This is a genomic window from Streptomyces sp. NBC_00237, assembly GCF_026342435.1.
In the GTDB taxonomy this organism is placed as follows: domain Bacteria; phylum Actinomycetota; class Actinomycetes; order Streptomycetales; family Streptomycetaceae; genus Streptomyces.
The window spans coordinates 1,569,082-1,593,566 of sequence record NZ_JAPEMT010000002.1 but is presented as its reverse complement, the minus strand read 5'-3'; the positions used below and the strand labels follow the sequence as shown (position 1 = coordinate 1,593,566).

Sequence of the window (24,485 nt, the reverse complement as noted above, 5' to 3'; positions counted from 1 at the left end):
GGGACGGGGGCCGGGGGAGCGGACGGGGGTGGGCGGGGGAGCGTACGGGGGTGCGGCGTCAGGGGGCGAGGGGAGCGGCCGCCAAGGTGGCCAGGACCCAGGTGAGCGGGGCGAACAGGGCGAGCAGGGCGAACATCCGGGTGAGGGCTGCCGCCCGCAGCGTCTGGGCGGCGGCTCCCTGGCGCAGGAGGGCCCGGGTGGTGGAGGCACGTGCCTGCTTGGTCTCCAGGGCCACCAGGAGAAGGGTCGCCGCCGTGCAGGCCAGGACCAGGGTGGCGCCGAGCCCGGTGAGCGGGCCGAAGGCAGGCACGGAGGAGGGGCCGGTGGCCCGGGAGTACAGGGTGGCGGCCGCGATCAGGCCCGAGGCGGTCGCGCAGACGACCCCGAGGGGGCGGCCGATGCGCCGGGCCTCGCCCTGGAGCACCCGCCCGGCCAGGAGGCGTACCGCGCCGGGACGTACGGCCTGGAGCAGGAAGCCGCACAGGTGGACCAGCCCGGGACCCGCCAGCGCGAGGCCCAGCGCGGTCAGGGACCAGCCCGCCAGGACGCCCGCCGGGGCGATGTCCGCGTGACCGGGCAGCGGCAGCACGCGGCCCGGCCCGCCGCCCCGGCTGGTGTACGTCTCGACGGCGAGCCCGGCGGCGGTCAGCGCGATGCCCCACGGGAGGCCCGCGGGAGGGGCCGTGGTGACGGACGCGTCGGAGGGCGGGGCGGGGGCGGGCGGGAGCAGGAGAGCGGTGGTGCCCGCACCGGCAGAACCCGTGCCGGGCGAGTGGGCGTGGGCGGTGGGGGAGCCCGGGAGATGCGTGACCCGGGTGCGGGTGCCTCCCGGGTGCGGGGCGCGGAGGCCGCGGGGGCGCAGGGTCCAGGCGCTCGCCGCGGAGGCCGTGAGGGGGACCAGGGCGAGGAGGATGACGACCGCGGCCAGGGGCAGCGAGCGGTCGGCGGCGAGGAGTTCGGTGGCCGCGCCGTCGAAGGGCAGGCCCGTCAGGTCGCCGCGCAGGTGCAGGAAGACCAGGAGGGCGACCATGCTGCCGAGCGTGCAGGACAGGGCCGTGGAGGCGGCTGCCGTGGCTGCGAGGCGGGCCGGGCCCAGGCCCACGGCGGAGAGCCCGGGGCGGGGCCGGGTGCTCGGGTCCGTACGGGCGACGGCCACCGCGAACTGCACCGTCGCGGCGAGCGGGGCGAGGCACCACAGGAGGCGCAGGAGGGAGGGGGTGGTGTGGGAGGGGTGGGAAAGGGCGTAGCCCAGCGTGCACAGCAGGAGGAAGCCGACGCCCGCCGAGGCCGCCGCGACCAGGAGGCGGCGCAGCAGGACGAGGGGGTGGGCGCCCCGGGCTAGGCGGAGAGCGAGCACGCGGCCCGGCCTTCCGCCCCGGGGACCGCCGCGGTGGCCGCCCGGCGGCCGTCGAGCAGGGGCACCGCGCGGTCCGCGAGGGCGGCGACCTCGGGGTCGTGCGTGGCCAGGACGACGGTGAGGGAGTGCGAGCGGGCCGCCGTGGTGAGGGTGCGCAGCACCTGGGCGGCGTCCGGGCGGTGCAGCGGGGCCGTGGGTTCGTCGGCGAAGAGGACGGAGGGGCTGGTGGCCAGGGCGCGGGCGATGGCGACGCGCTGGCGCTGGGCCTGGAGGAGAGCGGCCGGGCGCTTGCGGGCGACGGGGCCGATGTCGAGGCGTTCCAGCCACTCCAGGGCGGTGGCCTTGGCGGCCTTGTGGCCCTCGCCGCGCAGGAGGAGGGGGAGGGCGGTGTTCTCCCAGGCGGTGAGTTCCGGGACGAGGTCCGGTGCGGAGGAGATCCACGCGAAGCGGTCCCGGCGCAGGCGTTCACGGGTGAGCGCGCCCATGGTGTGCACGGGGACGCCGGTGAACCAGACCTCGCCGTCGTCGGGGACGAGGTGCCCGGAGAGGCAGTTGAGGAGGGTGGTCTTGCCGCTGCCGCGCGGGCCGGTGACGGCCAGGATCTCGCCCTCGCGGACGGTCAGTGACACGTCGACGAGGGCGGGGGACCCGCCGTGGGCGTGGTGCAGCGAGAGGGCCCGCAGGATGTCGTCGTCCGGCGGGGTCCTGCCCGGGACGGTCTTCTCCGGGACGGTCCTGCCCGGCGCGGTCCTGTCCGGCGCGGTCTTGTCCGGCGGGGTCTTGTCCGGCGGGGTGTGGACCGGCGGGGCGTTGTCCGGCGGGGTCACCATGGCGTACACCTCGAATCAGGTTCAGATCGGATTTCCCGTCCCCCCTGCGGGGGAACGAACGACGGAGCCGATCGGTCACTGGGCACCGTAAGGATTCGCGGTGCGGAGGTGGGCGTGGCGCGGCAGACGTACGGCCCGGACGCTCCCCGTTCTCACTGGAACGGGTGCATCCGGGCCGTACGGACAGATCAACGGAGGCCGACGCGGATCACGGCAGATCGACGCACCTGCTGGTTAGAGCTTGGTCCATGCCTCCGTGAGGACCGCCCGCAGGATGGACTCGATCTCGTCGAAGGTCTCCTGGGTGGAGATCAGCGGCGGCGCGAGCTGCACGACCGGGTCGCCCCGGTCGTCGGCCCGGCAGTACAGGCCGTTCTCGTACAGCGCCTTGGAGAGGAAGCCGTACAGGACGCGCTCGGTCTCCTCGTCGGTGAAGGTCTCCTTGGTGACCTTGTCCTTCACCAGCTCGATGCCGTAGAAGAAACCGTTGCCCCGGACGTCGCCGACGATCGGCAGGTCGTGGAGCTTGCGGAGCGTCTGGAAGAACGCGTCCTCGTTGTCCAGGACGTGCTGGTTGAGGCCCTCGCGCTCGAAGATGTCGAGGTTGGCGAGGCCGACCGCCGCGGAGACCGGGTGGCCGCCGAAGGTGTAGCCGTGCAGGAAGGTGTTGTCGCCCTCGTAGAACGGCTCGGCGAGCTTGTCCGAGATGATGCAGGCGCCGATCGGGGAGTAGCCCGAGGTCATGCCCTTGGCGCAGGTGATCATGTCGGGGACGTAGTCGAACTTGTCGCAGGCGAACATCGTGCCGAGGCGGCCGAAGGCGCAGATGACCTCGTCCGAGACCAGCAGCACGTCGTACTTGTCGCAGATCTCGCGGACCCGCTGGAAGTAGCCGGGCGGCGGCGGGAAGCAGCCGCCCGCGTTCTGCACCGGCTCCAGGAAGACCGCGGCGACGGTCTCCGGGCCCTCGAAGAGGATCTCCTGCTCGATCTGGTCGGCGGCCCAGCGGCCGAACGCCTCCGGGTCGTCGCCGTGGATCGGGGCGCGGTAGATGTTGGTGTTCGGCACCTTGTGCGCACCCGGTACGAGCGGCTCGAAGGGGGCCTTCAGGGCCGGCAGGCCGGTGATGGACAGGGCGCCCTGCGGGGTGCCGTGGTAGGCGACCGCACGCGAGATGACCTTGTACTTGGTGTGGTGGCCGCGCAGCTTCCAGTACTGCTTGGCCAGCTTCCACGCGGTCTCGACGGCCTCGCCGCCGCCGGTGGTGAAGAAGACCTTGTTCAGGTCGCCCGGCGCGTAGTGCGCGAGCCGCTCGGCGAGCTCGACGGCCTTCGGGTGGGCGTAGGACCACACCGGGAAGAAGGCCAGCTCCTGGGCCTGCTTGTACGCGGCCTCGGCGAGCTCGTGGCGGCCGTGACCGGCGTTCACCACGAACAGGCCGGAGAGGCCGTCGAGGTAGCGCTTGCCCTTGTCGTCGAAGATGTACGTTCCCTCGCCGCGCACGATGGTCGGCACGGGGGCGTTCTCGTACGACGACATGCGGGTGAAGTGCATCCACAGGTGGTCGTACGCGGTCTTCGAGAGGTCCTTGCCCGCGGCAGGGTTGCTGGTGGCAGTCACGACTATCGGGTTCCCCACATGTAGGTCTGCTTCTTGAGCTTGAGGTAGACGAAGCTCTCGGTGGAGCGCACTCCGGGGAGGGTCCGGATGCGTTTGTTGATCATCTCCAGGAGGTGGTCGTCGTCCTCGCACACGATCTCGGCGAGGAGGTCGAAGGAGCCCGCCGTCACGACGACGTACTCGACCTCCGCCATGCCGGTGAGCGCGTCCGCGACCGGATCGAGGTCGCCCTCCACGTTGATGCCGACCATCGCCTGCCGACGGAAGCCCACGGTGAGCGGGTCTGTGACGGCGACGATCTGCATGACGCCCTGGTCGAGCAGCTTCTGTACGCGCTGGCGCACGGCGGCCTCGGAGAGACCGACCGCCTTGCCTATGGCGGCGTACGGACGACGGCCGTCCTCCTGGAGCTGCTCGATGATCGCCAGAGAGACGGCGTCGATCGCCGGGGAGCTTCCGCTGCCGGGCCTGGGTTCTGCGCTACGACTGACCACAGGGCCACTCTGCACGAGGTCTCGCCCGTCTCGCAAGAGCAAACCGATGAAATTCGTTGTTCGAGGACGTGGTTTTGACTGAATCCGAAGTTGTTGACGGGGAGGTATGTCGAAAGCGATACCCCACTGACTAATGTGGGTGTCTCACCCACCGGACATCTGAGAGGGAGAGTGGCCGTGACCACCGAGCTGCGCCGTCTGCGCAACTACATCGCCGGGGAGTTCCAGGACGCCGCCGACGGCCGGACCACCGACGTGATCAACCCGGTGACGGGCGAGGCGTACGCGACCGCGCCGCTCTCCGGTCAGGCGGACGTCGACGCCGCGATGGCCGCCGCCGCCGAGGCGTTCCCCGCCTGGCGCGACCAGACGCCCGCCGAGCGCCAGAAGGCCCTGCTGAAGATCGCGGACGCCTTCGAGGAGCGCGCGGAGGAGCTGATCGCCGCCGAGTCGGAGAACTGCGGCAAGCCGGTCGGCATCACCCGCACCGAGGAAATCCCGCCGATGGTGGACCAGATCCGCTTCTTCGCGGGCGCGGCACGCCTCCTTGAGGGCCGCAGCGCGGGCGAGTACATGGAGGGCATGACCTCCATCGTGCGCCGCGAGCCGGTCGGCGTCTGCGCGCAGGTCGCGCCGTGGAACTACCCGATGATGATGGCCGTGTGGAAGTTCGCCCCGGCGCTCGCCGCGGGCAACACGGTCGTCCTGAAGCCGTCGGACACGACGCCCGCCTCGACCGTGCTGATGGCCGAGATCATCGGCTCGATCGTCCCCAAGGGCGTCTTCAACGTGGTCTGCGGCGACCGTGACACGGGCCGCGCCATGGTCGAGCACAAGACGCCCGCGATGGCCTCCATCACCGGTTCGGTACGGGCGGGCATGCAGGTCGCCGAGTCCGCGGCCAAGGACCTCAAGCGGGTCCACCTGGAGCTGGGCGGCAAGGCGCCGGTCGTCGTGTTCGAGGACACCGACATCGCCAAGGCCGTCGAGGACATCTCCGTGGCGGGCTTCTTCAACGCCGGTCAGGACTGTACGGCCGCCACGCGCGTCCTCGTGCAGGAGTCGATCCACGACGAGTTCGTGACCGCGCTCGCGAAGGCGGCGGCGGACACGAAGACCGGCCTGCCGGACGACGAGGACGTGCTCTACGGGCCGCTCAACAACGCCAACCAGCTGAAGCAGGTCACCGGCTTCGTCGAGCGGCTGCCCGCGCACGCCAAGGTCGAGGCGGGCGGCCACCGGGTCGGCGAGCAGGGCTACTTCTACGCCCCGACCGTCGTCTCGGGCCTGAAGCAGGACGACGAGATCATCCAGAACGAGGTGTTCGGACCGGTCATCACCGTCCAGTCCTTCACCGACGAGGCGCAGGCCCTGGAGTGGGCGAACGGCGTCGAGTACGCCCTCGCCTCCTCCGTCTGGACCAAGGACCACGCGCGCGCCATGCGCATGTCCAAGAACCTCGACTTCGGCTGCGTCTGGATCAACACGCACATCCCGCTCGTCGCGGAGATGCCGCACGGCGGCTACAAGAAGTCCGGCTACGGCAAGGACCTCTCGGCGTACGGCTTCGAGGACTACACCCGCATCAAGCACGTCATGACGTCGCTCGACGGCTGAGCCGGACGGTCCCCCGACCGCGGACACGGGGTGACGGATTGAGGGGCGGGCAGTAGGCACTGTGTCTATTGCCCGCCCCTCGCACCTCGGGAAAGGGTGAGCACCATGGGTGATCTTGGTCGCGTTTCGCGTCGTCTCTCGCGCCGTACGGTGCTCCGCGGTTTCGGATACGGAATCGGTACGGCGGGCGCGCTCGCCGCGCTCACCGGGTGCGGTGTCCCCGCCGCCTACGTGAAGCCGGGCGACCGGGCGGGCACGGACACCTCGGACCGGGACAAGAACCTCCAGTTCGCGAACTGGCCCCTCTACATCGACACCGATGAGGAGGACAAGTCGAAGCGGCCGACGCTCGACGAGTTCACCAGGCGGACCGGGATCTCGGTGCGGTACACCGAGGAGATCAACGACAACGACGAGTTCTTCGGCAAGGTCAGCCCGGCGCTGATGAACCACCAGGCGACCGGCCGCGACCTCATCGTCATCAGCGACTGGATGGCCGCCCGTTTCGTACGGCTCGGCTGGGTCCAGGAGATGGACCGAACCAAGCAGCCGAACGTGGCGAAGTATCTGGACCCGCAACTGCTCAACCCGGCCTTCGACACGGGCCGCCGGCACGCCGTGCCGTGGCAGTCGGGCATCACCGGCATCGCGTACAACCGAAAGAAGCTCGGGCGCGAGATCAAGCACACCTCCGACCTGTGGCGGCCCGAGCTCAAGGGCAAGGTCACGCTCTTCTCCGGCCTCGACGAGAGCTTCTCGCTGTTGATGCAGGGGCTCGGGGCCGACGTCACGAAGTGGGTCGCGGACGACTTTCACCGGATGTGCGAGCAGGTCGAGAAGCTGGTCAAGACCCAGCACATCCGCCGCTTCACCGGCAACGACTACGTCAAGGACCTGGCGAGCGGCGACGTGCTGGCCTGCCAGGCGTACTCGGGCGACGTCATCCAACTCCAGGCGGACAACCCGGACATCGAGTTCGTGGTGCCGGAGGAGGGCGCGGAGCTGTGGGCCGAGTCCCTGATGATCCCGAACCTCGCGCAGCACAAGCGCAACGCCGAGCGGCTGATCGACTACTACTACGACCCGGAGGTGGCGGCCGAGCTGGCCACCTGGGTGAACTACGTGTGTCCTGTGCCCGCCGCGCGGGACATCATCGCCTCGTCGAAGGACGAGGAGACGGCGGCACTGGCCGAGGACCCGCTGATCTTCCCCGACGGCGCGGTGCGCAAGCGGCTCGCCATCGCGCGGGACATCACCGCCGAGGAGCGGCTGGAGTTCGCGAAGCGGTGGAACGGGATCGTGGGGCTGTAGCGGCCCAAACCACCAGTGTCTCCTGCGTGCCCCAGGCGGGAGATGCGGGGGACCCGTAAAGCTCGCGTAAAGGTCCTCGTACGCTGCGGAGATGAACGAGCCCGCCGCCCTTCTGAGGCGCATCCGCGTGTGGTTGATCTTCTTCATCGTGTGCCTCGTGCTGAGCGGGCTGACGGCCTTCCCGCTCGTCACCGAACTCGACTGGCTCACCGACGTGCTGCGGTCGTCCCCGCTGCCCGACGCGATGCCCGGGTTCATGGAGTGGATCGAGCGCTGCCGCGACGGCCTCGTCGCCACCGAGGCGGCGTACCCGTTCATCCTGTACGGAACGGACTGGCTCGCCTTCGCCCACCTGGTGATCGCGGTCGCGTTCTACGGGCCGTACCGCGATCCGGTCCGGAACGTCTGGGTGATCGAGTTCGGGATGATCGCCTGCGCCGGGATCATCCCGCTCGCCCTGATCTGCGGACCGATCCGGGGAATTCCCTTCGGGTGGTCACTGATCGACATGGCCTTCGGGGTGTTCGGGGTGATCCCGCTGGCGATCGTACGGAGGAAGATCAAGCGGCTGGAGGCGCTGACGGCGCCGATCGGGGTGGCGGCGCGGGCCGCCCTCAGCGGCTGAAGGCGGCACGGACCACGCGTTCGGCGGTCGGGTTCATGCCCTCGCCCTTGGCGTCGGTGGAGTTGACCGAGTAGACCAGGGTGCGGGAGAGGTCGCGCGGGGCCGCGATGATGGCGTTGTAGCCCCAGCGCCCGCCGGTCTTCAGCCAGACGATCAGGCCGTTGCCCGCCTCACGCTTCTGGAGACCGGCACTCATCGTCGCGCCCTCGATGTCGGGCACGGTGAACATCTCCTCAAGGAGCGGGCCGCGCACGACCTCCCCGCCGAACAGCGCCTTCATGAAGCGTTCCAGGTCGGCGGTGGTCGAGACGAGGTCGCCCGCCGCCCAGGTGTCGGTGACGGTCCACGCGCTCACGTCACGGAGCTCGGTGCTGCCGTCGGGCCGGGGGAAGACCTGGTAGCCGTGGTTGTACGGGCCCCGGATGCGCGGGCTCCGGCCGGGGGAGTACGTGTCCCGCAGGCCCAGCGGACGCAGGACGCGGCGGGCGACGGCCTCTTCGTACGACGTACCGGCCACGCGCTCGATCAGGAGGCCCGCGATGGTGTAGCCGGTGTTCGAGTACTCCTGGACGGTGCCCGGGGTCTTCCGGTCCTTCTCCTTGGCCTTCGAGGTCGAGTCGGCGACCATGGCGCGCGGGTCGCGGAGGTCGAAGCGGTGTGCGTACAGCTCTTCGATGCCGCCCGGGGTGGAGTCCGGGGAGGGGATGCCGTGGGTGTGGTTGAGCAGCTGGCGGACGGTGACCTCGCCGTACGCGGCCGGGATCAGGTCCGGGAGGTAGGCGCGGACCGGCCGGTCGAGGCTGACGCGGCCCTCTTCGGCGAGGCGCAGCACGGTGGCGGCGGTGAAGACCTTGGTGACGGAACCGATCCGGAAGCGGCCGTTCGGGTTGGCGGGGCGGTTCGAGCGGAGGTCGTGCACACCGGAACTGCCCTGCCAGGCGCGGCCCTTGCCGCCGACGCGGACGAGTGCGGCGGTGGTGCTGGCGTTCGGGAGGCCGGCGAGGGCCGCCTGGAGGGCGGTGGTGTTGGGACCGGTCTCCTCCTGGGCGGCGGCGGTGGCCTGGGCGGTGACCGGAGTCCCGGCGAAGGCGGGTCCCGCGGCGGCGACGGGCCCCGCGGCGATGCCGAGTACCAGGGCGGCGGCGAGGGCGGTGCGGGTGCGGGCGCTCAGGCGGTTCATGGTGGGGCCTCTCGGGTGCCGGAGCCGGTGGATTTCCGTAACTCCTCGATGGCTCCATCCTGTTGCCTGCGGGGCCTGGGCGGATCGCCGGTGAGAGGGGTTCCGGCGGGGCGGTTTCCTCCCCCGTGCGGGGGAGGCGGGGCCCGGCCGGGTGGCTATCCCTCCCCCGTCGGGGCGACGAGCCCCGTCTCGTACGCGCAGATCACCGCCTGGATCCGGTCCCGCAGCCCCAACTTGGCCAGCACGTTGCCCACATGGGTCTTCACCGTGTGGTCGCTGACGGTCAGGGCCGCCGCGATCTCCGCGTTCGACAGACCGCGCGCCAGATGGAGGAGGGTTTCGCGCTCGCGGGCGGTCAGCACGTCGAGCCTGTCGGACGGGGTGCGGGGGGCCGTCGCGGGGCGCGAGGTGAACTCCGAGATCAGACGGCGGGCCACCGACGGCGCGACCAGGGACTCCCCGGCCGCCACCACCCGCACCGCGTGCACGAGGTCGTCCCTGCGCACGTCCTTGAGCAGGAAGCCGCTGGCCCCCGCGCGCAGCGCGTCGTAGACGTACGCGTCGGAGTCGAAGGTCGTCAGCATCACGGTGCGGGTGGGGCCGCCGGAGGTGATGGCGCGGCATGCCTCGATGCCGTCCATCAGCGGCATCCGGATGTCGAGCAGCGCGACCTCCGGCCGCAGCCGCCGTACCGCGTCGACGGCCTCCGCGCCGTCGCCCGCCTCCGCGACCACCTCGATGTCCGGCTGCGCGCCCAGGATCATCGCGAACCCGCTGCGGACCAGCTCCTGGTCGTCCGCCACCACCACGCGAATGCTCAACTCGCCACCCCCGAAGCCTCGGCAGGGGTGATGAGGAGGACGGCGCGCACGCTGAATCCGGTGCCGTCCGGTCCTGGCCCCGCCGTCACCGACCCGCCGTGGGCCGCCGCGCGCTCCTGGATGCCGATGAGGCCGTGGCCCGCCGTGCGGGCGGCCGGACCGGGGCGGCCACGCCCGTCGTCGGTGATGGTGAGGGTCAATTCCTGCTCCTGGTAGTGGAGTCGCACCCGCGCGTGCCGGGCGTGGGCGTGCTTGACGATGTTGGTCAGTGCTTCCTGCACGATGCGGTACGCCGTCGCTTCGAGCACGGGGGGCAGGGAGTGCGGCCGACCGGTGGTCTCGTACGCCACGGAGAGGCCACTGCGCCCCACCCGCTCCACGAGCCTCGGCAGTTCGCCGATGGTGGGCTGGGGACCACGGGACACATCCGGGTCCGACGGCGCGTCCCGCAGCAGCCCCAGCATCTGCCGGAGCTGCGTCATCGCCTCCCGCCCGGTCTCCGAGATCGCGTCGAACGCCGCCTCCGCCCGCTCGGGCGCGACGCGCACCGCGACCGGTCCGGCCTCCGCCTGGACGACCATGATGCTGACCGCGTGCGACAGGATGTCGTGCATCTCCCGTGCGATGCGGGCCCGTTCGCGGGCCGCCGCCTGCTCGGCCTCGATGCGGTTCGCGCGCTCCAGCTCGGCCGACCGCTCCTCGACCGCCCGCGCCCGCTCCTCCACCGCCCGCGTGTACGCCTGCCGGGTGTGGGTCAGGCGGCCGAAGGCGTACGACGCGGCGAAGACGACGAGCGTGAGCATCAGCTCGCGCAGCCAGTCGTCCCGCCCCCGCCCCACCACCGACACGGCGGCCACCGCGAGCGTCAGCCCGCCCGTGACCTGCCGCAGCGGGGAGGGTGTGCAAGCGGCGAGCGAGTACAGCGCCACCATGCTCGTGTACGGGAGGGTCTGGCCGGGCCCGTCGGCGGCGACCCCGTACAGCACCTGCGCGCACAGCACCGCCGCCAGGACCGTCACCGGCGCCCGCCGCCGCCAGACGAGCGGCAGTACGGTCAGCGCCGTCAGCCCGTACGCCAGGAGGGTGGCGGGCGAAGAGCCCGCCGGGCGCGGAATCAACCACGGCACGCTGACCACGAGTTGGACGAGCAGGGCCACGCCGATGTCGGCCGCCCACGGGTGCGCGCGCAGGGTGGTGCCGATGTCCGCCGCGCGGGAGCGGACGCGGGCCCGGGGCCGGACGCGCGCTCGGAGCGGAGGCGTCACGCGCGCTTGACCGCCACCGCGCCGAACTGGGCCACCGAAGGGTCCTCGCCGCGCCACCGCGCGCACGACACGACGCCCGGTTCGAGGAGGTCGAGGCCGTCCAGGAACGAGGCGAACTCCGCGCCCGTACGGGTCCGGATGGGCGGGGTCGCGTTCTCGTTCCAGAACGCCATCGCCGCCTCGTTGCCCTCGCCGCCCAGTTCCAGGGTCGGGTGGGTCAGGGCGAGGTGGCTGCCCGGCGGGAGGGCGTCGAGGAGGGTGCGTACGACGGACCGGGCCTGGCCGGTGTCCGGTACGAAGTTGAGGATGCCCAGCAGCATGACGGCGACCGGGCGGTCCAGGTCCAGGGTCCGCGCGGCGGCTTCGAGGATCTTCTCCGGGTCGCGGGCGTCCGCGTCCACGTAGTCGGTGCGGCCCTCGGGGGTGCCCTTCAGCAGGGCGCGGGCGTGGGCCAGGACGACAGGGTCGTGGTCGACGTACACGATCCGCGAGTCCGGGGCGATGCGCTGGGCGACCTCGTGGGTGTTGTCGGCGGTGGGCAGACCGGTGCCGATGTCGAGGAACTGCCGGATGCCCGCGTCGCCCGCCAGGTACGACACCGCGCGGCCGAGGAACTTCCGGTCGGCGCGGGCGACTTCGCCGATGCTCGGGTAGAGGGAGGTGACCCGGTCGCCCACGGCGGCGTCCACGGGGTAGTGGTCCTTGCCGCCCAGCCAGTAGTTCCAGACGCGGGCGTTGTGGGCGATGTCGGTACGTATCTCTTCGGGCATCGGGCGTTCTCTCCTCCGGTGTGGGGGTGACGGAACGTCATGATGCCGGACGGGTCAATGGTGCTGGGCGGCGCGGTACTTGGTGATGGTGCGGGAGAGCAGGCCGAGGCGGTTGGTGGTGATCGCGTCGACGCCCGCGACGAGCAGACCGTGCATGCTGCGGGCCGTGTCAGGAGTCCAGGCGGACACCAGGAGACCGCTGCGATGGAAGTGGTCGACGAGCGGGCGGTCGACGATGCCGAAGCGGCAGTTCAGCCAGCGCGGGGTGAGCGCGGCGAGCAGTTCGGGGCGGGGCGGGGCGACGGTCGTCCAGGTCAGGGCAGTCTCCGCGTGCGGGTCGGCGGCGCGGACGCGGAGCATCGCCGAGGGGCCTCCGCAGTAGTACGTGCGCTCGCTCGCGCCCGCCTCGTGGACGGTGCCCACGACCTTGCGTACGACCTCGTCGTGCGCGCCGGGGAGGTCGAGCATCAGACGGTGCGGGCCCACCGCGAGGATCGCCTCGCGCAGAGTCGGCACGCCGTGCCCCGTCAGGTCGTCGACCTCGGCTTTCGTGAGATCGACGAGCCAGCGGTCGTGGCCCCAGAGCCGCTCCAGCTTCTCGTCGTGCAGGAGGACGGGCACGCCGTCGCGGGTCAGCCGTACGTCCACCTCGACCGCGCCCGCGCCCCGGTCCAGCGCGGAACGGATCGAGGCGAGCGTGTTCTCGCGGAAGCGGTACGGGTCGCCTCGGTGGCCCACCGCGAGGACGGAGTCGCGGAGGGCCGAGGCGAGGACGGTGTGACGGTCGGCGCTCATGGGGTCATTCTTAGGCGATGCGGCGAGAGGCCGCCCGCTGAGACCGGCGGACCTCCCGCCGGTTTCAGCGGGCGAGCCAGGCGGTCGTGTACGCGTCGATCTCGGCGGCCAGCTTCGCCTTGCCGGACTCGTCCAGGAAGGAGGCGCGGACCGCGTTCTTCGCCAGCTCGGCCACGCCCCGCTCGTCCAGGTCCAGGAGGCGGGCGGCGACCACGTACTCGTTGTTCAGGTCGGTGCCGAACATCGGCGGGTCGTCGCTGTTGATCGTGACCAGGCAGCCCGCCGCGACCATCTCCTTGATCGGGTGCTCGTCGAGGGTGGCGACGGCGCGGGTGGCGATGTTGGAGGTCGGGCAGACCTCCAGCGGAATCTGCCTCTCCGCGAGGTGCGCGAGCAGCTTCGGGTCCTGGACGGCGCTCGTGCCGTGCCCGATCCGCTCGGCGCGCAGGTCGCCCAGGGCGTCCCAGACGGTCTCGGGGCCCGTCGTCTCGCCCGCGTGCGGGACGGAGTGCAGACCGGCCTCGATCGCCCTGTCGAAGTACGGCTTGAACTGGGGGCGCGGCACACCGATCTCCGGCCCGCCGAGCCCGAAGGAGACCAGCCCCTCGGGGCGGTGCTCCAGGGCGAGCCGTACCGTCTCCTCGGCCGACTCCAGGCCCGCCTCGCCGGGGATGTCGAAGCACCAGCGCAGGACGACCCCGAGTTCGGACTCGGCGGCCTTGCGGGCGTCCTCGATGGCCTCCATGAACGCCGCTTCCGGGATGCCCCGGCGGGTCGAGCTGTACGGGGTCACGGTCAGCTCGGCGTACCGGATGTTCTGGCGGGCCATGTCGCGGGCCACCTCGTAGGTGAGGAGGCGGACGTCGTCGGGGGTGCGGATCACGTCGACCACGGACAGGTACACGTCGATGAAGTGCGCGAAGTCGGTGAAGGTGAAGAACTCCTTCAGCGCCTCCGGGTCGGTGGGCACCGTGGAGTCCGGGTGCCGGGCGGCCAGCTCGGCGACGATCCGGGGAGAGGCGGAACCGACGTGGTGGACGTGGAGCTCTGCCTTGGGCAGGCCCGCGACGAAGGGGCGCAGGTCTGACATCGGGTCCTCCTGGTGCGGTACGGGTCCTGCGGCGGGCGCGTACCAGGGGTGTACGGATCGGGATACGGGCGCGTCGTGGACGGTTCGGGATCATCGTAGGCGGGGCACTGGGCCATGTGGGGTACGTCGTAGCATGACCGGGAATCGCCTATGGGGGAGAGCCATGTCAGACAGCACGCCGCAGCCGAACGGACCGGAATCCACGGGACCTGCGGGGGCTCCGGACCCGTGGGCGCCGCCGGAGGACTCGGTGAACCGGGTGCCGATGGTCAAGCCGGGGGCGGGTGCGCCGGGTTCTGTGGGCGCTCCCTCCGCGCATCCCGTGCACGACCAGCCGACGATGACGTCGATGCCGGGGGCGGGGACGGACGGGCTGCCCGCCGCTCCCGCCGCTCCCGCGGCCTACGGGTATCCGTCGGGGGCTCCGGCAGGGGAGTACGGGTATCCGCCCGCGTACCCGACGACGCCGGGAGCACCGGGCGGGGCCGCGCCGTACCCCGGATATCCGGGCTACCCGGGGTACCCCGGGGGCACCGGGTGGACCGGGCAGGGGCAGCCGCAGAACGGGTTCGGCGTGGCGGGGATGGTGCTGGGCATCCTCTCCATCTGCCTCTTCTGCATGTACGGCGTGCTCAGCGTGATCCTGGGTGTGCTGGGCCTGATCTTCGGGATCATGGGGCGGAAGAAGGCGGCGCGGGGTGAGGCGACGAATGGCGGGATGGCTCTGGCGGGGATCATCACGGGGTCGATCGGGATCGCGATCGGTGTGATGATCATCGGCTTCATCGTGTGGGCGGTGGTGACGCACCAGGGGTGAGGCATTCAGGGGCGCCCCTTTAGGGGCGCGGGGAACTGCGCGACCAGCCCCAACGCACCCGCACGTGTCCGGGACAGCCGCGCGGCGAGCGCTTTAGGTGAAGGGGTGGGTCTGGGGCGGCTCGCCGCAGGCGCACCGGGGTGCGGCGCACCCGTGGGGCGAGGTAACGGCGGGCGGCACCGGGGTGGGCCCGGAGCGAGGGGGGCCGCCCCCTTGCCCGCCCGTTCCGCCCCCGGGGGGCGGCCCCGCCGCCCAAGGGGACGAGGCGGAAGCGGAGGGGACAGGCCCCGCCGTCCGAGGGGGCTGGGCGGAAGCGGAGGGGATAAGCCCCGCCGTCCGAGGGGGCTGGGGGGTACCCCCGTGGTCGGGGGCCGGAGGGCTCCGCGAGGGGACGCGTACTCAGCGAGCCAGTGCAGCCCTGGTGTCCATCAGGGCGAAGCCCAGGAGGTTCTGGCCGGGCCAGGCGGAGGGAACGTCCGCCCGGGGATCGTCGGCGGCGAGCCCCGTGCCCCAGATGCGGTCGAGGGGGCTCGCCTCGACCAGGACGCGGGAGCCCGTGCCGAGCAGGTACGCGCCCAGGTCCGGGTGCTGGGTGAACTTGTGGATGTTGCCGGAGACGACGATGTCGTAGCGCGCGGCTACCCAGGCCCCATCGTCGAAGCCGCGGACCAGTCGGCCCGCCTTCTTCGCGGCGGCGGGCGAGGAGGCCGCGAGCACCGCCCGCTCCGCCTCCGCGTCGCCGAAGAGCACCGCCTTGCGGGCCATCATCCAGTGCTCGGCGGTGGCGTACGCGACCCCGTCGACGGTGAACGGCGACGGCCACCACTGGCTGAAAACGCTCGGCCCGAGCGCCCCGTCCGGTCGCGGACGGTGACCCCAGAAGTGCAGGAACTTCACCCGCTCGCCCCTGCTGACCTGCGCCGCCAGCTCTTCGATCTTCCCCATGCATGCGAGTCTGACATCCGCCACTGACACTCCGTACGGAATTTCCTCGCCGACTCGACACACGGTCGACCGAATCCGTCGCGTAACCAAAAGGCAACAACGGAATCACTTGTTGGTGGCGAACTGCTCTGTCAGGATCGGCAATCAAATCAAGCTGGAGCTACGCCGACCCCCGTATGACGGGGTGAGCGGCGGAGGAGAGCGTCATGGGCAACCGCTTCCAGGTGCAGGACCGCTTCGCAGGCGGCGCACAGTACATCGGCGGGCAGTTGCGTCCCGGTACCTCGGGTCGTACTCACACGGTCGTGAACCCCGCCACGGGCGAGGGGATCTACACGTACGAGTTGGCCGGAAGAGACGAGGTCGACGCCGCCGTGGCGGCGGCCAAGGCGGCCTTCCCCGGCTGGTCCGGCGCCACCCCGGGCGAGCGCTCCGACGCGATGCACAGGTTCGCCGCCGTACTCGCCGAGCAGGCCGAGGACTTCGCGTACGCCGAGTCGCTCCAGTGCGGCAAGCCCATCAAGCTGTCGCGGGAGTTCGACGTACCGGGCACGGTCGACAACGTCGCCTTCTTCGCCGGGGCAGCCCGCCACCTGGAGGGCAAGTCCGCCGGGGAGTACGACGGCGACCACACCTCGTACGTCCGCCGTGAGGCGATCGGCGTCGTCGGGTCCATCGCGCCCTGGAACTACCCGCTCCAGATGGCCGCCTGGAAGATCCTCCCGGCCATCGCCGCGGGCAACACCATCGTGCTGAAGCCCGCCGAGATGACCCCGCTCACCTCGCTCATGTTCGCGCAGGCGGCCAAGGAGGCCGGGCTTCCCGACGGAGTCGTCAACATCGTCACGGGCGCGGGCAAGGACGCGGGCGAGCACCTCGTCGGCCACCCGGACGTCGCCATGACGTCCTTCACCGGCTCCACCCCGGTCGGCAAGCGCGTCGCCGAGATCGCCACCTCGACGGTCAAGCGGCTGCACCTGGAGCTGGGCGGCAAGGCCCCGTTCGTCGTGTTCGACGACGCCGACCTCGAAGCGGCGGTCAACGGCGCGGTCGCCGGAGCCCTCATCAACACCGGCCAGGACTGCACCGCCGCCACCCGCGCCTACGTCCAGCGTCCGCTGTACGACGCGTTCGTGACGGGCGTCGCGGAGCTCATGGAGTCCGTGCGTCTCGGCGACCCCTTCGCGGAGACCACCGACCTCGGCCCGCTCATCAGCTTCGCCCAGCGCGACAGGGTCGCGGCCATCGTCGACAGGGCACGCGGTTACGCCCGCGTCGTCACCGGTGGCGAGGCCCCGCAGGGCGACCTCAAGGACGGCGCGTACTACCGGCCGACCCTGATCGCCGACGCCGCCCAGGACAGCGAGGTCGTCCAGGACGAGATCTTCGGCCCCGTCCTGGTGGTCCTGCCCTTCGACACCGACGACGAGGGCATCGAGCTCGCCAACGACACTCCGTACGGTCTGGCCTCCTCGGCCTGGACCCGCGACGTGTTCCGCGCGAACCGCGCCACCCGCGAGATCAAGGCGGGCTGTGTGTGGGTCAACGACCACATCCCGATCCTCAGCGAGATGCCGCACGGCGGGTACAAGGCCAGCGGCTTCGGCAAGGACATGTCGGCGTACTCCTTCGAGGAGTACACGCAGGTCAAGCACGTCATGTTCGACAACACCGCGGTGGCCCGCAAGGACTGGCACCGCACGATCTTCGGGGACCGATAAAGAGTCCGCCTCACCAGCGGCAACCCACCCGAAAGGGCAATCGCGCATGGAGCAGTTCCAGCACGGGTCAGCCACCGCCACGAGCGCGGTGGAGAGAGCCACGCGGCGCAGCATCACCAGCGGCCGGGGCGCACTCACCCGCCGTTCGCTGATGCGCGCCGCGGGCGGCGGCGCCCTCGCCCTCGGCGGCATCGGCGCGCTGAGCGCCTGCGGCATTCCGGCCGCGGGCGGCAAGGACAAGGCGGCGGCAGGAGTCTCGGACGACTTCTCGGCCGAGGAGAAGCAGGTCGTCTTCTCCAACTGGACCGAGTACATGGACGTCGGCGAGAACGACAAGGGCTATCCGAGCCTCGAAGCCTTCACGAAGCGCACCGGGATATCCGTCAAATACACGGCGGACATCAACGACAACAACGAGTTCTTCGGCAAGATCCAGCAGCAGCTGAACAACGGCCAGGCCATCGGCCGTGACCTCATCTGCGTCACCGACTGGATGGCCGCCCGGCTGATCCGGCTCGGCTGGGTCCAGAAGCTCGACCCCACGCACCTGCCCCACGCGTACGCCAACCTCAGCGCCCAGTTCCGCAGCCCCGCCTGGGACCCGGGCCGCGCCTACTCGTACCCCTGGACGGGCATCTCCACGGTCATCGCGTACAACGAGAAGGCGACCGGCGGGCGCAAGGTCGACTCGATCTCGCAGCTCCTCGACGACCCCGCGCTCAAGGGCAAGGTCGGCTTCCTGTCGGAGATGCGCGACAGCATCGGGATGACGCTGCTCGACCTGGGCAAGGACCCCGCGCAGTTCACCGGCGACGACTACGACGCGGCCGTCGCCCGGCTTCAGAAGGGCGTCGACAGCAAGCAGATCCGCCGCTTCACCGGCAACGACTACACGTCCGACCTGGAGAAGGGCGACCTGGCCGCCTGCGTGGCCTGGGCCGGTGACGTCGTACAGCTCCAGGCGGACAACCCGTCGGTGAAGTTCGCGATCCCGAAGGCCGGGTACATCTCCTCCTCGGACAACCTGCTGGTCCCGGCGAAGGCCCGGCACAAGACCAACGCCGAGAAGCTGATCGACTACTACTACGAGCCAGGACCCGCCGCACAGCTCGCCGCGTACATCAACTACGTCTGCCCCGTCGAGGGCGTCGCCAAGGAACTCGCCAAGCTGGACAAGGCGCTGGCCGACTCCACGCTGATCCTCCCCGACAAGGAGATGGCGGCCAAGGCGCATCCCTTCCGCACGCTCAGCGAGGCGGAGGAGAAGACGTACGAGGAGAAGTTCGCCAAGCTCATCGGCGCCTAGCCGCCCTCCACGAGGGCCGGCGCCACCCGGTGCCCGCACGTGTCACCGCGTGCGGGCGGCCCCCCACGCATTCCTGCCGTACCCCGACTCCCCCCTGGGACCGCAACCCATGACTCAGAAGACCGAAGGCGGCGACGTCCGCCTCGCCGGGATCAGCAAGACCTACGGCTCCTTCACCGCCGTGCACCCGCTCGACCTGACCGTCCCGCAGGGCTCCTTCTTCGCCCTGCTCGGCGCGTCCGGCTGCGGCAAGACGACGACGCTGCGGATGATCGCCGGACTGGAGGACCCCTCCACCGGCACCGTCTCCCTCGGCGACCGGGACGTCACGCACCTGCCGCCGTACAAGCGCCCGGTGAACACCGTCTTCCAGAGCTACGCGCTCTTCCCGCACCTGGACATCAGCGAGAACGTCGCCTTCGGGCTGCGCCGCCGAGGCATCAAGTCCGTGAAGAAGCAGGTCGACGACATGCTCGACCTCGTCCAGCTCGGGCAGTTCGCGAAGCGCAAGCCGCACCAGCTCTCCGGCGGCCAGCAGCAGCGCGTCGCCGTCGCCCGCGCCCTCATCAACCACCCGCAGGTGCTGCTCCTCGACGAGCCGCTGGGTGCCCTGGACCTCAAGCTGCGCCGTCAGATGCAGTTGGAGCTCAAGCGCATCCAGACCGAGGTCGGCATCACCTTCGTGCACGTCACCCACGACCAGGAGGAGGCCATGACGATGGCCGACCAGGTCGCGGTCATGAACGGCGGCCGGGTCGAGCAGCTCGGCGCCCCCGCCGACCTGTACGAGAACCCGCAGACCACCTTCGTCGCCAACTTCCTCGGCACCTCCAACCTCATCGAGGCCGAGGTCGCTGCCACCACCTCCGACGTCATCACCGTGACCTGCGGCGACGCCAAGATCAAGGTGCCCGGCAAGCGATGTCAGGCCCAGACCTCCACCGGCGACAAGCTCCTCGTGGGCGTCCGCCCCGAGAAGGTGTCGATCACGCCCACCGACGACGCGGGCAAGATCCCCGACGGGCGCAACCGCATGACCGGCCGCATCACCGCCTCCAGCTTCATCGGCGTCTCCACCCAGTTCATCGTGGACAGCCCCGCCTGCGCCGACTTCGAGGTGTACGTCCAGAACGTCGAGCGCGACTCCCGCCTCGCCCCCGGCGCCGAGGTCGTCCTGCACTGGAACCCGGAGCACACCTTCGGCCTCGACGCCGACCAGGCCATCGACGCGGGCGTGCAGTCGGTGGAGGACGCCTCGTGACCGTCACCGACGCCCCTCCCGTCACGACAGACCCCCCGGTCCACAAGGCGTCGACGCGCAAGCGCCTCATCCCGTACTGGCTGCTGCTCCCCGGCATCCTGTGGCTGCTGGTCTTCTTCGCACTGCCGCTGGTCTACCAGGCGTCGACCTCCGTCCAGGAGGGCTCCCTGGAGGCCGGGTTCAAGGTCACCTGGCACTTCCAGACGTACTGGAACGCACTCGCCGAGTACTGGCCGCAGTTCGTCCGCTCGCTGCTCTACGCGGGCACGGCGACGATCCTGTGCCTGCTGCTCGGCTACCCGCTCGCGTACCTCATCGCCTTCAAGGCGGGGCGCTGGCGGAACCTGGTGCTGGTGCTGGTCATCGCGCCGTTCTTCACCAGCTTCCTGATCCGCACCCTCGCCTGGAAGACGATCCTCGCGGACGGCGGGCCGGTCGTCGACGTCCTCAACACCCTGCACGTCCTGGACGTGACGAGCTGGCTGGGCTGGACCGAGGGAGGCCGTCTGCTGGCCACGCCGCTCGCGGTGGTCTGCGGTCTGACGTACAACTTCCTGCCCTTCATGATCCTGCCGCTCTACACCTCGCTGGAGCGGATCGACGGCAGGCTGCACGAGGCGGCGGGCGACCTGTACGCGACCCCGGCGACGACCTTCCGGAAGGTGACGTTCCCGCTGTCCATGCCGGGTGTCGTCTCCGGCACGCTGCTGACCTTCATCCCGGCGGCCGGTGACTACGTCAACGCCGAACTGCTCGGCTCGACCGACACCAAGATGGTCGGCTCGGTCATCCAGTCGCAGTTCCTGCGGGTGCTCGACTATCCGACGGCCGCCGCGCTGTCCTTCATCCTCATGGCGATCGTGCTGATCATGGTCACCGTCTACATGCGCAAGTCCGGGACGGAGGACCTCGTCTGATGGCCGCATCTCTGAAAACACCGATCAAGTGGCTTCGCCGCAATTTTGTCGTCATCGCGGGTCTTTTGACGCTCGCGTACATGATCCTGCCGAACGTCGTCGTGATGGTCTTCTCGTTCAACAAGCCGAACGGGCGCTTCAACTACGCGTGGCAGAAGTTCTCCACGGACGCCTGGCAGGACCCGTGCGGCGTCGCCGACCTGTGCGGATCGCTGGCGCTCTCGCTCCAGCTCGCCGCCTGGGCGACGCTCGGCGCGACCGTACTCGGCACGATGATCGCCTTCGCGCTGGTCCGCTACCGCTTCCGGGCGCGCGGTGCGATCAACTCGCTGATCTTCCTGCCGATGGCCATGCCCGAGGTCGTCATGGCGGCCTCCCTGCTCACGCTCTTCCTCAACATGGGCGCGCCGCTCGGCTTCTGGACCGTGCTCATCGCCCACATCATGTTCTGCCTCAGCTTCGTCGTGACGGCCGTCAAGGCGCGCGTCATGTCGATGGACCCGAGGCTGGAGGAAGCGGCCCGCGACCTCTACGCGGGTCCGGTTCAGACTTTCGTACGAGTGACCCTGCCGATCGCCGCACCCGGCATCGCGGCGGGCGCGCTGCTGGCCTTCTCGCTGTCGTTCGACGACTTCATCATCACGAACTTCAACGCGGGCTCGACCGTCACCTTCCCCATGTTCGTGTGGGGCTCGGCGCAGCGCGGCACACCCGTACAAATCAACGTCATTGGTACAGCTATGTTCGTCATCGCCGTACTGGTGGTCCTCGGCGGCCAGTTCATCGCCGGCCGCCGGAAGAACAGCGCATCACCCAAGTAGTTCCTCTTCGAGGAGCTTGAAGGAGTTGGAAACCATGGCCCCGGTCGCCATGCGTACTGCCGCACAATCCCTTTCCGGCGCGAAGCCGCTGTCGTTCTGGCTGGACGACCCGGACCGCCCCGCCCCCGAGCCGTCGCTCACCGGCGACGAGCGCTGCGACCTGCTGGTCATCGGCGGCGGCTACAGCGGACTGTGGACCGCGCTGATCGCCAAGGAGCGCGACCCGCAGCGCGACGTCGTCCTCATCGAGGCGAACGAGGTGGGCTGGGCCGCCTCCGGGCGCAACGGCGGATTCTGCGCCGCGTCCCTCACCCACGGGCTCGGCAACGGCATCGCCCGCTGGCCGGACGAGATCGAGAAGCTCGAAGCGCTCGGCGAGGCCAACCTCGACGCCATCGAGGAGGCCGTCGCGACGTACGGCATCGACTGCGCCTTCGAGCGCACCGGCGAGATCGACGTCGCCACCGAGCCGCACCAGCTCGCAGAGCTGAAGGAGATGTACGAGGAGGCCGAGAAGCTCGGTCTCGCCGCGCACATGGAGCTCCTCGACGCGGACGCCGTCCGTGCCGAGGTGGACTCGCCGACCTTCCTGGGCGGCCTCTGGGACAAACGCGGCGTCGCCATGCTCAACCCGGCCCGGCTCGCCTGGGGCCTCAAGCGGGCCTGCCTCGACCTCGGTGTCCGTATCTACGAGAACACCAAGGGCACCCAGCTCGCCTCGGACGCGGGCGGCACCGCCGTGCGCACCTCGTACGGCCGGATCTTCGCCCGCAGGGTGGCGCTGGGCACCAACGTCTTTCCGTCGCTCGTGAAGCGGCTGCGGCCCTTCACGGTCCCGGTCTACGACTACGCGCTGATGACCGAGCCCCTCAGCGAGGAGCAGCTCGCCTCGATCGGCTGGAAGAACCGCGCGGGCCTGGGAGACAGCGCCAACCAGTTCCACTACTTCCGCATCTCCGAGGACAACCGCATCCTGTGGGGCGGCTACGACGCCGTCTACCACTACGGCGGCAAGCTCAGCGGCGAACTGGACTCCCGCCCGGAGACCTTCCTCAAGCTCGCCGAGCACTTCTTCACCTGCTTCCCGCAGCTCGCGGGCCTGCGCTTCACGCACGCGTGGGGCGGTGCGATCGACACCTGCACCCGCTTCTCCGCGTTCTTCGGCACGGCGCACGCGGGCAAGGTCGCGTACGCGGCCGGGTACACCGGCCTCGGCGTCGGCGCGACCCGCTTCGGCGCGGAGGTCATGCTCGACCTCCTCGACGGCAGGAAGACCGAGCGCACCGAGCTGGAGATGGTCCGCAGCAAGCCGCTCCCGTTCCCGCCCGAGCCGATCGCCTGGGCGGGCATCGAGATCACCAAGCGCTCGATGGCGCGCTCCGACGACAACGGCGGCAAGCGCAACCTGTGGCTGAAGGCCATGGACAAGGTGGGCCTGGGCTTCGACAGCTGAGCCCCTGCTCCACAGGTGTGTGCGCCCCCGGTTTCCCCGGGGGCGCACAACTGTTACCTGCGGTGACCCCACCTCACTACCAACAAGTAGCGAAACCCGCGTCATAGTCCGGCCCGACCCCCTTCTCTCCTGTGTACGCACTGATCCGTGCACAGCGAAGGAAGAAGGAGGCCCGCCCGCGATGGTTGGCTCGGAAGCGAAGACCGCAGTGGAATGGCTGGTCTCGGTGGCCCCGGACCCCGACGCCTGCCGATGGGAGTGGGAGCGCAACCCCCTGGGCGTCGCGCTCCTGCCCGCCGGAAGGTACTGGGACGTCCTGATCCTGCCGGGCGAACTCGGCTACCCCACCCTCGACGTACTGACCCGCCTGGTCGACCGCCCGGGCCCCGTGCTCGCCGACTTCGGGGACTCCCGCATGGGGTTCTTCGTCCCCGCGGGCACCGCAGCCCGCTGGCTCGGTACCGGGGTGCGGGGCGCGGGGCGGGGCACCTGGATCGTCGTCCCGTACCCGGGCCGCGCCACCACCGGAGGCGTCCGCTGGCTGGTCGCCCCGGACGGCCGGGGCACCCTCACGGACCCCACGATCCTGGAACTGGCGATGCACGAGGCGGCGAGCCGGATGGTGCGGGCGCAGCGCGCGGAGCGGGACCTCAGGCCCGAGGGCGACGGCTGAGCGGCCCACGGCCGAGGGGCCGGGGGCTGAGCGGCGGACGGCTGAGCGGCCGTCGTCCGAGCCACCGCAGCGGCCCCAGCAGCAGCACGCCCAGGCACCCGCTGCCCACCACGTCCAGCGGCCAGTGGTAGCCGTGCAGGACGAGACCGGTGCCGGTCGCGAGCGACAGGGCCGTCGCGACGGGCATCGGCCATCGGGCGTGCCCGCAGGCGTGCAGCAGCAGAGCGGCCCCGCCGTACGCGACGGCCGCCGTCGCCGTGTGCCCCGACGGGTAGTACCCCGACAGCGCGGCGTCCAGCGGTGCGGGCCGGTCGATCCCGGCCTTCAGCGGTACGACGAGGAGCGGCACCGCCCCCATGGCGAGCACGGCCGCGAGCGGCGCCGCCCGCAGGCCCCGCCACAGCGCGTGTGCGACGGCCGCCGCGAGGACTGGGAGCGCGACGCGCATGCTGCCGAGGTCGGCGAGGAACCCGGTGAGCCACCGGGGCCCCGAGCCGACGACCGCCCGGTCGAGGCGCACATCGGCGTGCCACAGCGGCCCGTGCGCCACGACCTGCCAGGTGACCAGGGCGAAGAGCAGCGCGGCCGCTACGAGCGTGAGCAGGAACGCGCGCGGGAAGGTGCGCGGACATGCCGACTGCCCCGGAGCAGGGGGGGAAGCTCCGGGGCAGTCGGGCGGACCGGAGTGGCGGACGCCCCGGGGGGTGTGGGGCGTACCGTCGTCCGATCGGTGAAGAGATCCGGAGCCAGAGGCTCCGGGGGTGTTGTGCGCGAAGGCACGACCAGGGAAGTGCTG

At 70.8% G+C, this 24,485-nt stretch carries 23 protein-coding genes; 11 read left to right on the top strand and 12 right to left on the bottom strand.

Annotation, left to right across the window (positions count from 1 at the left end):
- Positions 1-58: 58 nt before the first annotated feature.
- The 4 genes from OG897_RS20850 to OG897_RS20835 all read right to left on the bottom strand — a co-directional run bounded on the left by OG897_RS20850 (position 59) and on the right by OG897_RS20835 (position 4,301).
- The gene (locus OG897_RS20850; protein ID WP_266658715.1) at positions 59-1,357 is read right to left on the bottom strand and encodes a hypothetical protein; all 1,299 of its coding nucleotides are present in this window, start codon (positions 1,355-1,357) and stop codon (positions 59-61) included.
- The gene (locus OG897_RS20845) at positions 1,339-2,187 is read right to left on the bottom strand and encodes an ABC transporter ATP-binding protein (protein ID WP_266658714.1); all 849 of its coding nucleotides are present in this window, start codon (positions 2,185-2,187) and stop codon (positions 1,339-1,341) included. The genes OG897_RS20850 and OG897_RS20845 overlap by 19 nt, the downstream gene beginning before the upstream one ends.
- A 234-nt stretch (positions 2,188-2,421) precedes the next feature.
- Positions 2,422-3,807 (bottom strand): aspartate aminotransferase family protein, encoded by a 1,386-nt coding sequence (locus tag OG897_RS20840; protein ID WP_266658713.1) that lies wholly within the window; start codon positions 3,805-3,807, stop codon positions 2,422-2,424.
- A 2-nt stretch (positions 3,808-3,809) separates the two neighbouring features.
- Positions 3,810-4,301 (bottom strand): Lrp/AsnC family transcriptional regulator, encoded by a 492-nt coding sequence (locus OG897_RS20835; RefSeq protein ID WP_266658712.1) that lies wholly within the window; start codon positions 4,299-4,301, stop codon positions 3,810-3,812.
- 177 nt (positions 4,302-4,478) lie between these two features.
- Here OG897_RS20835 and OG897_RS20830 point away from each other — a divergent pair, with 177 nt between their 5' ends.
- From OG897_RS20830 to OG897_RS20820, 3 genes are all read left to right on the top strand, one after another.
- The gene (locus OG897_RS20830; protein WP_266658711.1) at positions 4,479-5,918 is read left to right on the top strand and encodes a gamma-aminobutyraldehyde dehydrogenase; all 1,440 of its coding nucleotides are present in this window, start codon (positions 4,479-4,481) and stop codon (positions 5,916-5,918) included.
- Positions 5,919-6,023: 105 nt separating this feature from the next.
- Positions 6,024-7,229, top strand: coding sequence for a spermidine/putrescine ABC transporter substrate-binding protein (locus OG897_RS20825; RefSeq protein WP_266658710.1), 1,206 nt, complete (start codon positions 6,024-6,026; stop codon positions 7,227-7,229).
- A gap of 91 nt (positions 7,230-7,320) precedes the next feature.
- Complete coding sequence (locus tag OG897_RS20820; protein ID WP_266658709.1) at positions 7,321-7,854, top strand: hypothetical protein; 534 nt, start codon at positions 7,321-7,323, stop codon at positions 7,852-7,854.
- On the opposite strand, the gene OG897_RS20815 is transcribed toward OG897_RS20820, so the two are convergent.
- The 6 genes from OG897_RS20815 to OG897_RS20790 all read right to left on the bottom strand — a co-directional run bounded on the left by OG897_RS20815 (position 7,844) and on the right by OG897_RS20790 (position 13,775).
- On the bottom strand, positions 7,844-9,025 hold the full coding sequence (locus OG897_RS20815) for a serine hydrolase (protein WP_266660363.1): 1,182 nt from the start codon (positions 9,023-9,025) through the stop codon (positions 7,844-7,846). The genes OG897_RS20820 and OG897_RS20815 overlap by 11 nt on opposite strands.
- Positions 9,026-9,189: 164 nt before the next feature.
- The gene (locus OG897_RS20810; protein WP_266658708.1) at positions 9,190-9,855 is read right to left on the bottom strand and encodes a response regulator transcription factor; all 666 of its coding nucleotides are present in this window, start codon (positions 9,853-9,855) and stop codon (positions 9,190-9,192) included.
- A complete protein-coding gene (locus OG897_RS20805) occupies positions 9,852-11,057 on the bottom strand; it encodes a sensor histidine kinase (RefSeq protein ID WP_266660361.1) in 1,206 nt (401 codons plus the stop codon). The genes OG897_RS20810 and OG897_RS20805 overlap by 4 nt, the downstream gene beginning before the upstream one ends.
- Positions 11,058-11,116: 59 nt before the next feature.
- Positions 11,117-11,890 carry an SAM-dependent methyltransferase gene (locus tag OG897_RS20800; RefSeq protein WP_266658707.1) on the bottom strand — a complete coding sequence of 258 codons (774 nt, stop codon included), beginning with the start codon at positions 11,888-11,890 and terminating at the stop codon, positions 11,117-11,119.
- A gap of 54 nt (positions 11,891-11,944) precedes the next feature.
- Complete coding sequence (locus OG897_RS20795) at positions 11,945-12,685, bottom strand: glycerophosphodiester phosphodiesterase (protein ID WP_266658706.1); 741 nt, start codon at positions 12,683-12,685, stop codon at positions 11,945-11,947.
- 64 nt (positions 12,686-12,749) lie between these two features.
- Complete coding sequence (locus OG897_RS20790) at positions 12,750-13,775, bottom strand: adenosine deaminase (RefSeq protein WP_266658705.1); 1,026 nt, start codon at positions 13,773-13,775, stop codon at positions 12,750-12,752.
- Positions 13,776-13,938: 163 nt separating this feature from the next.
- On the opposite strand from OG897_RS20790, the gene OG897_RS20785 reads away from it, so the two are divergent.
- Positions 13,939-14,592 (top strand): DUF4190 domain-containing protein, encoded by a 654-nt coding sequence (locus OG897_RS20785; RefSeq protein WP_266658704.1) that lies wholly within the window; start codon positions 13,939-13,941, stop codon positions 14,590-14,592.
- A gap of 399 nt (positions 14,593-14,991) precedes the next feature.
- Here OG897_RS20785 and OG897_RS20780 read toward each other — a convergent pair whose 3' ends face one another.
- A complete protein-coding gene (locus OG897_RS20780; RefSeq protein WP_266658703.1) occupies positions 14,992-15,537 on the bottom strand; it encodes an NADAR family protein in 546 nt (181 codons plus the stop codon).
- 206 nt (positions 15,538-15,743) lie between these two features.
- On the opposite strand from OG897_RS20780, the gene OG897_RS20775 reads away from it, so the two are divergent.
- The 7 genes from OG897_RS20775 to OG897_RS20745 all read left to right on the top strand — a co-directional run bounded on the left by OG897_RS20775 (position 15,744) and on the right by OG897_RS20745 (position 23,689).
- On the top strand, positions 15,744-17,258 hold the full coding sequence (locus OG897_RS20775) for a gamma-aminobutyraldehyde dehydrogenase (RefSeq protein WP_266658702.1): 1,515 nt from the start codon (positions 15,744-15,746) through the stop codon (positions 17,256-17,258).
- A 46-nt stretch (positions 17,259-17,304) separates the two neighbouring features.
- Complete coding sequence (locus tag OG897_RS20770) at positions 17,305-18,564, top strand: PotD/PotF family extracellular solute-binding protein (RefSeq protein WP_266658701.1); 1,260 nt, start codon at positions 17,305-17,307, stop codon at positions 18,562-18,564.
- A 109-nt stretch (positions 18,565-18,673) separates the two neighbouring features.
- The gene (locus OG897_RS20765) at positions 18,674-19,825 is read left to right on the top strand and encodes an ABC transporter ATP-binding protein (RefSeq protein WP_266658700.1); all 1,152 of its coding nucleotides are present in this window, start codon (positions 18,674-18,676) and stop codon (positions 19,823-19,825) included.
- The gene (locus OG897_RS20760; RefSeq protein ID WP_266658699.1) at positions 19,822-20,742 is read left to right on the top strand and encodes an ABC transporter permease; all 921 of its coding nucleotides are present in this window, start codon (positions 19,822-19,824) and stop codon (positions 20,740-20,742) included. The genes OG897_RS20765 and OG897_RS20760 overlap by 4 nt, the downstream gene beginning before the upstream one ends.
- Positions 20,742-21,563: an ABC transporter permease gene (locus OG897_RS20755; protein ID WP_266658698.1), complete on the top strand. Its 822-nt coding sequence runs from the start codon at positions 20,742-20,744 to the stop codon at positions 21,561-21,563. Before OG897_RS20760 ends, OG897_RS20755 begins: the two co-directional genes overlap by 1 nt.
- A gap of 34 nt (positions 21,564-21,597) precedes the next feature.
- A complete protein-coding gene (locus OG897_RS20750) occupies positions 21,598-23,016 on the top strand; it encodes an FAD-binding oxidoreductase (RefSeq protein ID WP_266658697.1) in 1,419 nt (472 codons plus the stop codon).
- Positions 23,017-23,197: 181 nt separating this feature from the next.
- Positions 23,198-23,689 carry a hypothetical protein gene (locus OG897_RS20745; RefSeq protein ID WP_266658696.1) on the top strand — a complete coding sequence of 164 codons (492 nt, stop codon included), beginning with the start codon at positions 23,198-23,200 and terminating at the stop codon, positions 23,687-23,689.
- Here the strand turns inward: OG897_RS20745 and OG897_RS20740 are convergent.
- Positions 23,667-24,239 carry a phosphatase PAP2 family protein gene (locus tag OG897_RS20740; protein ID WP_266658695.1) on the bottom strand — a complete coding sequence of 191 codons (573 nt, stop codon included), beginning with the start codon at positions 24,237-24,239 and terminating at the stop codon, positions 23,667-23,669. The genes OG897_RS20745 and OG897_RS20740 overlap by 23 nt on opposite strands.
- Between the last annotated feature and the right edge of the window lie 246 nt (positions 24,240-24,485).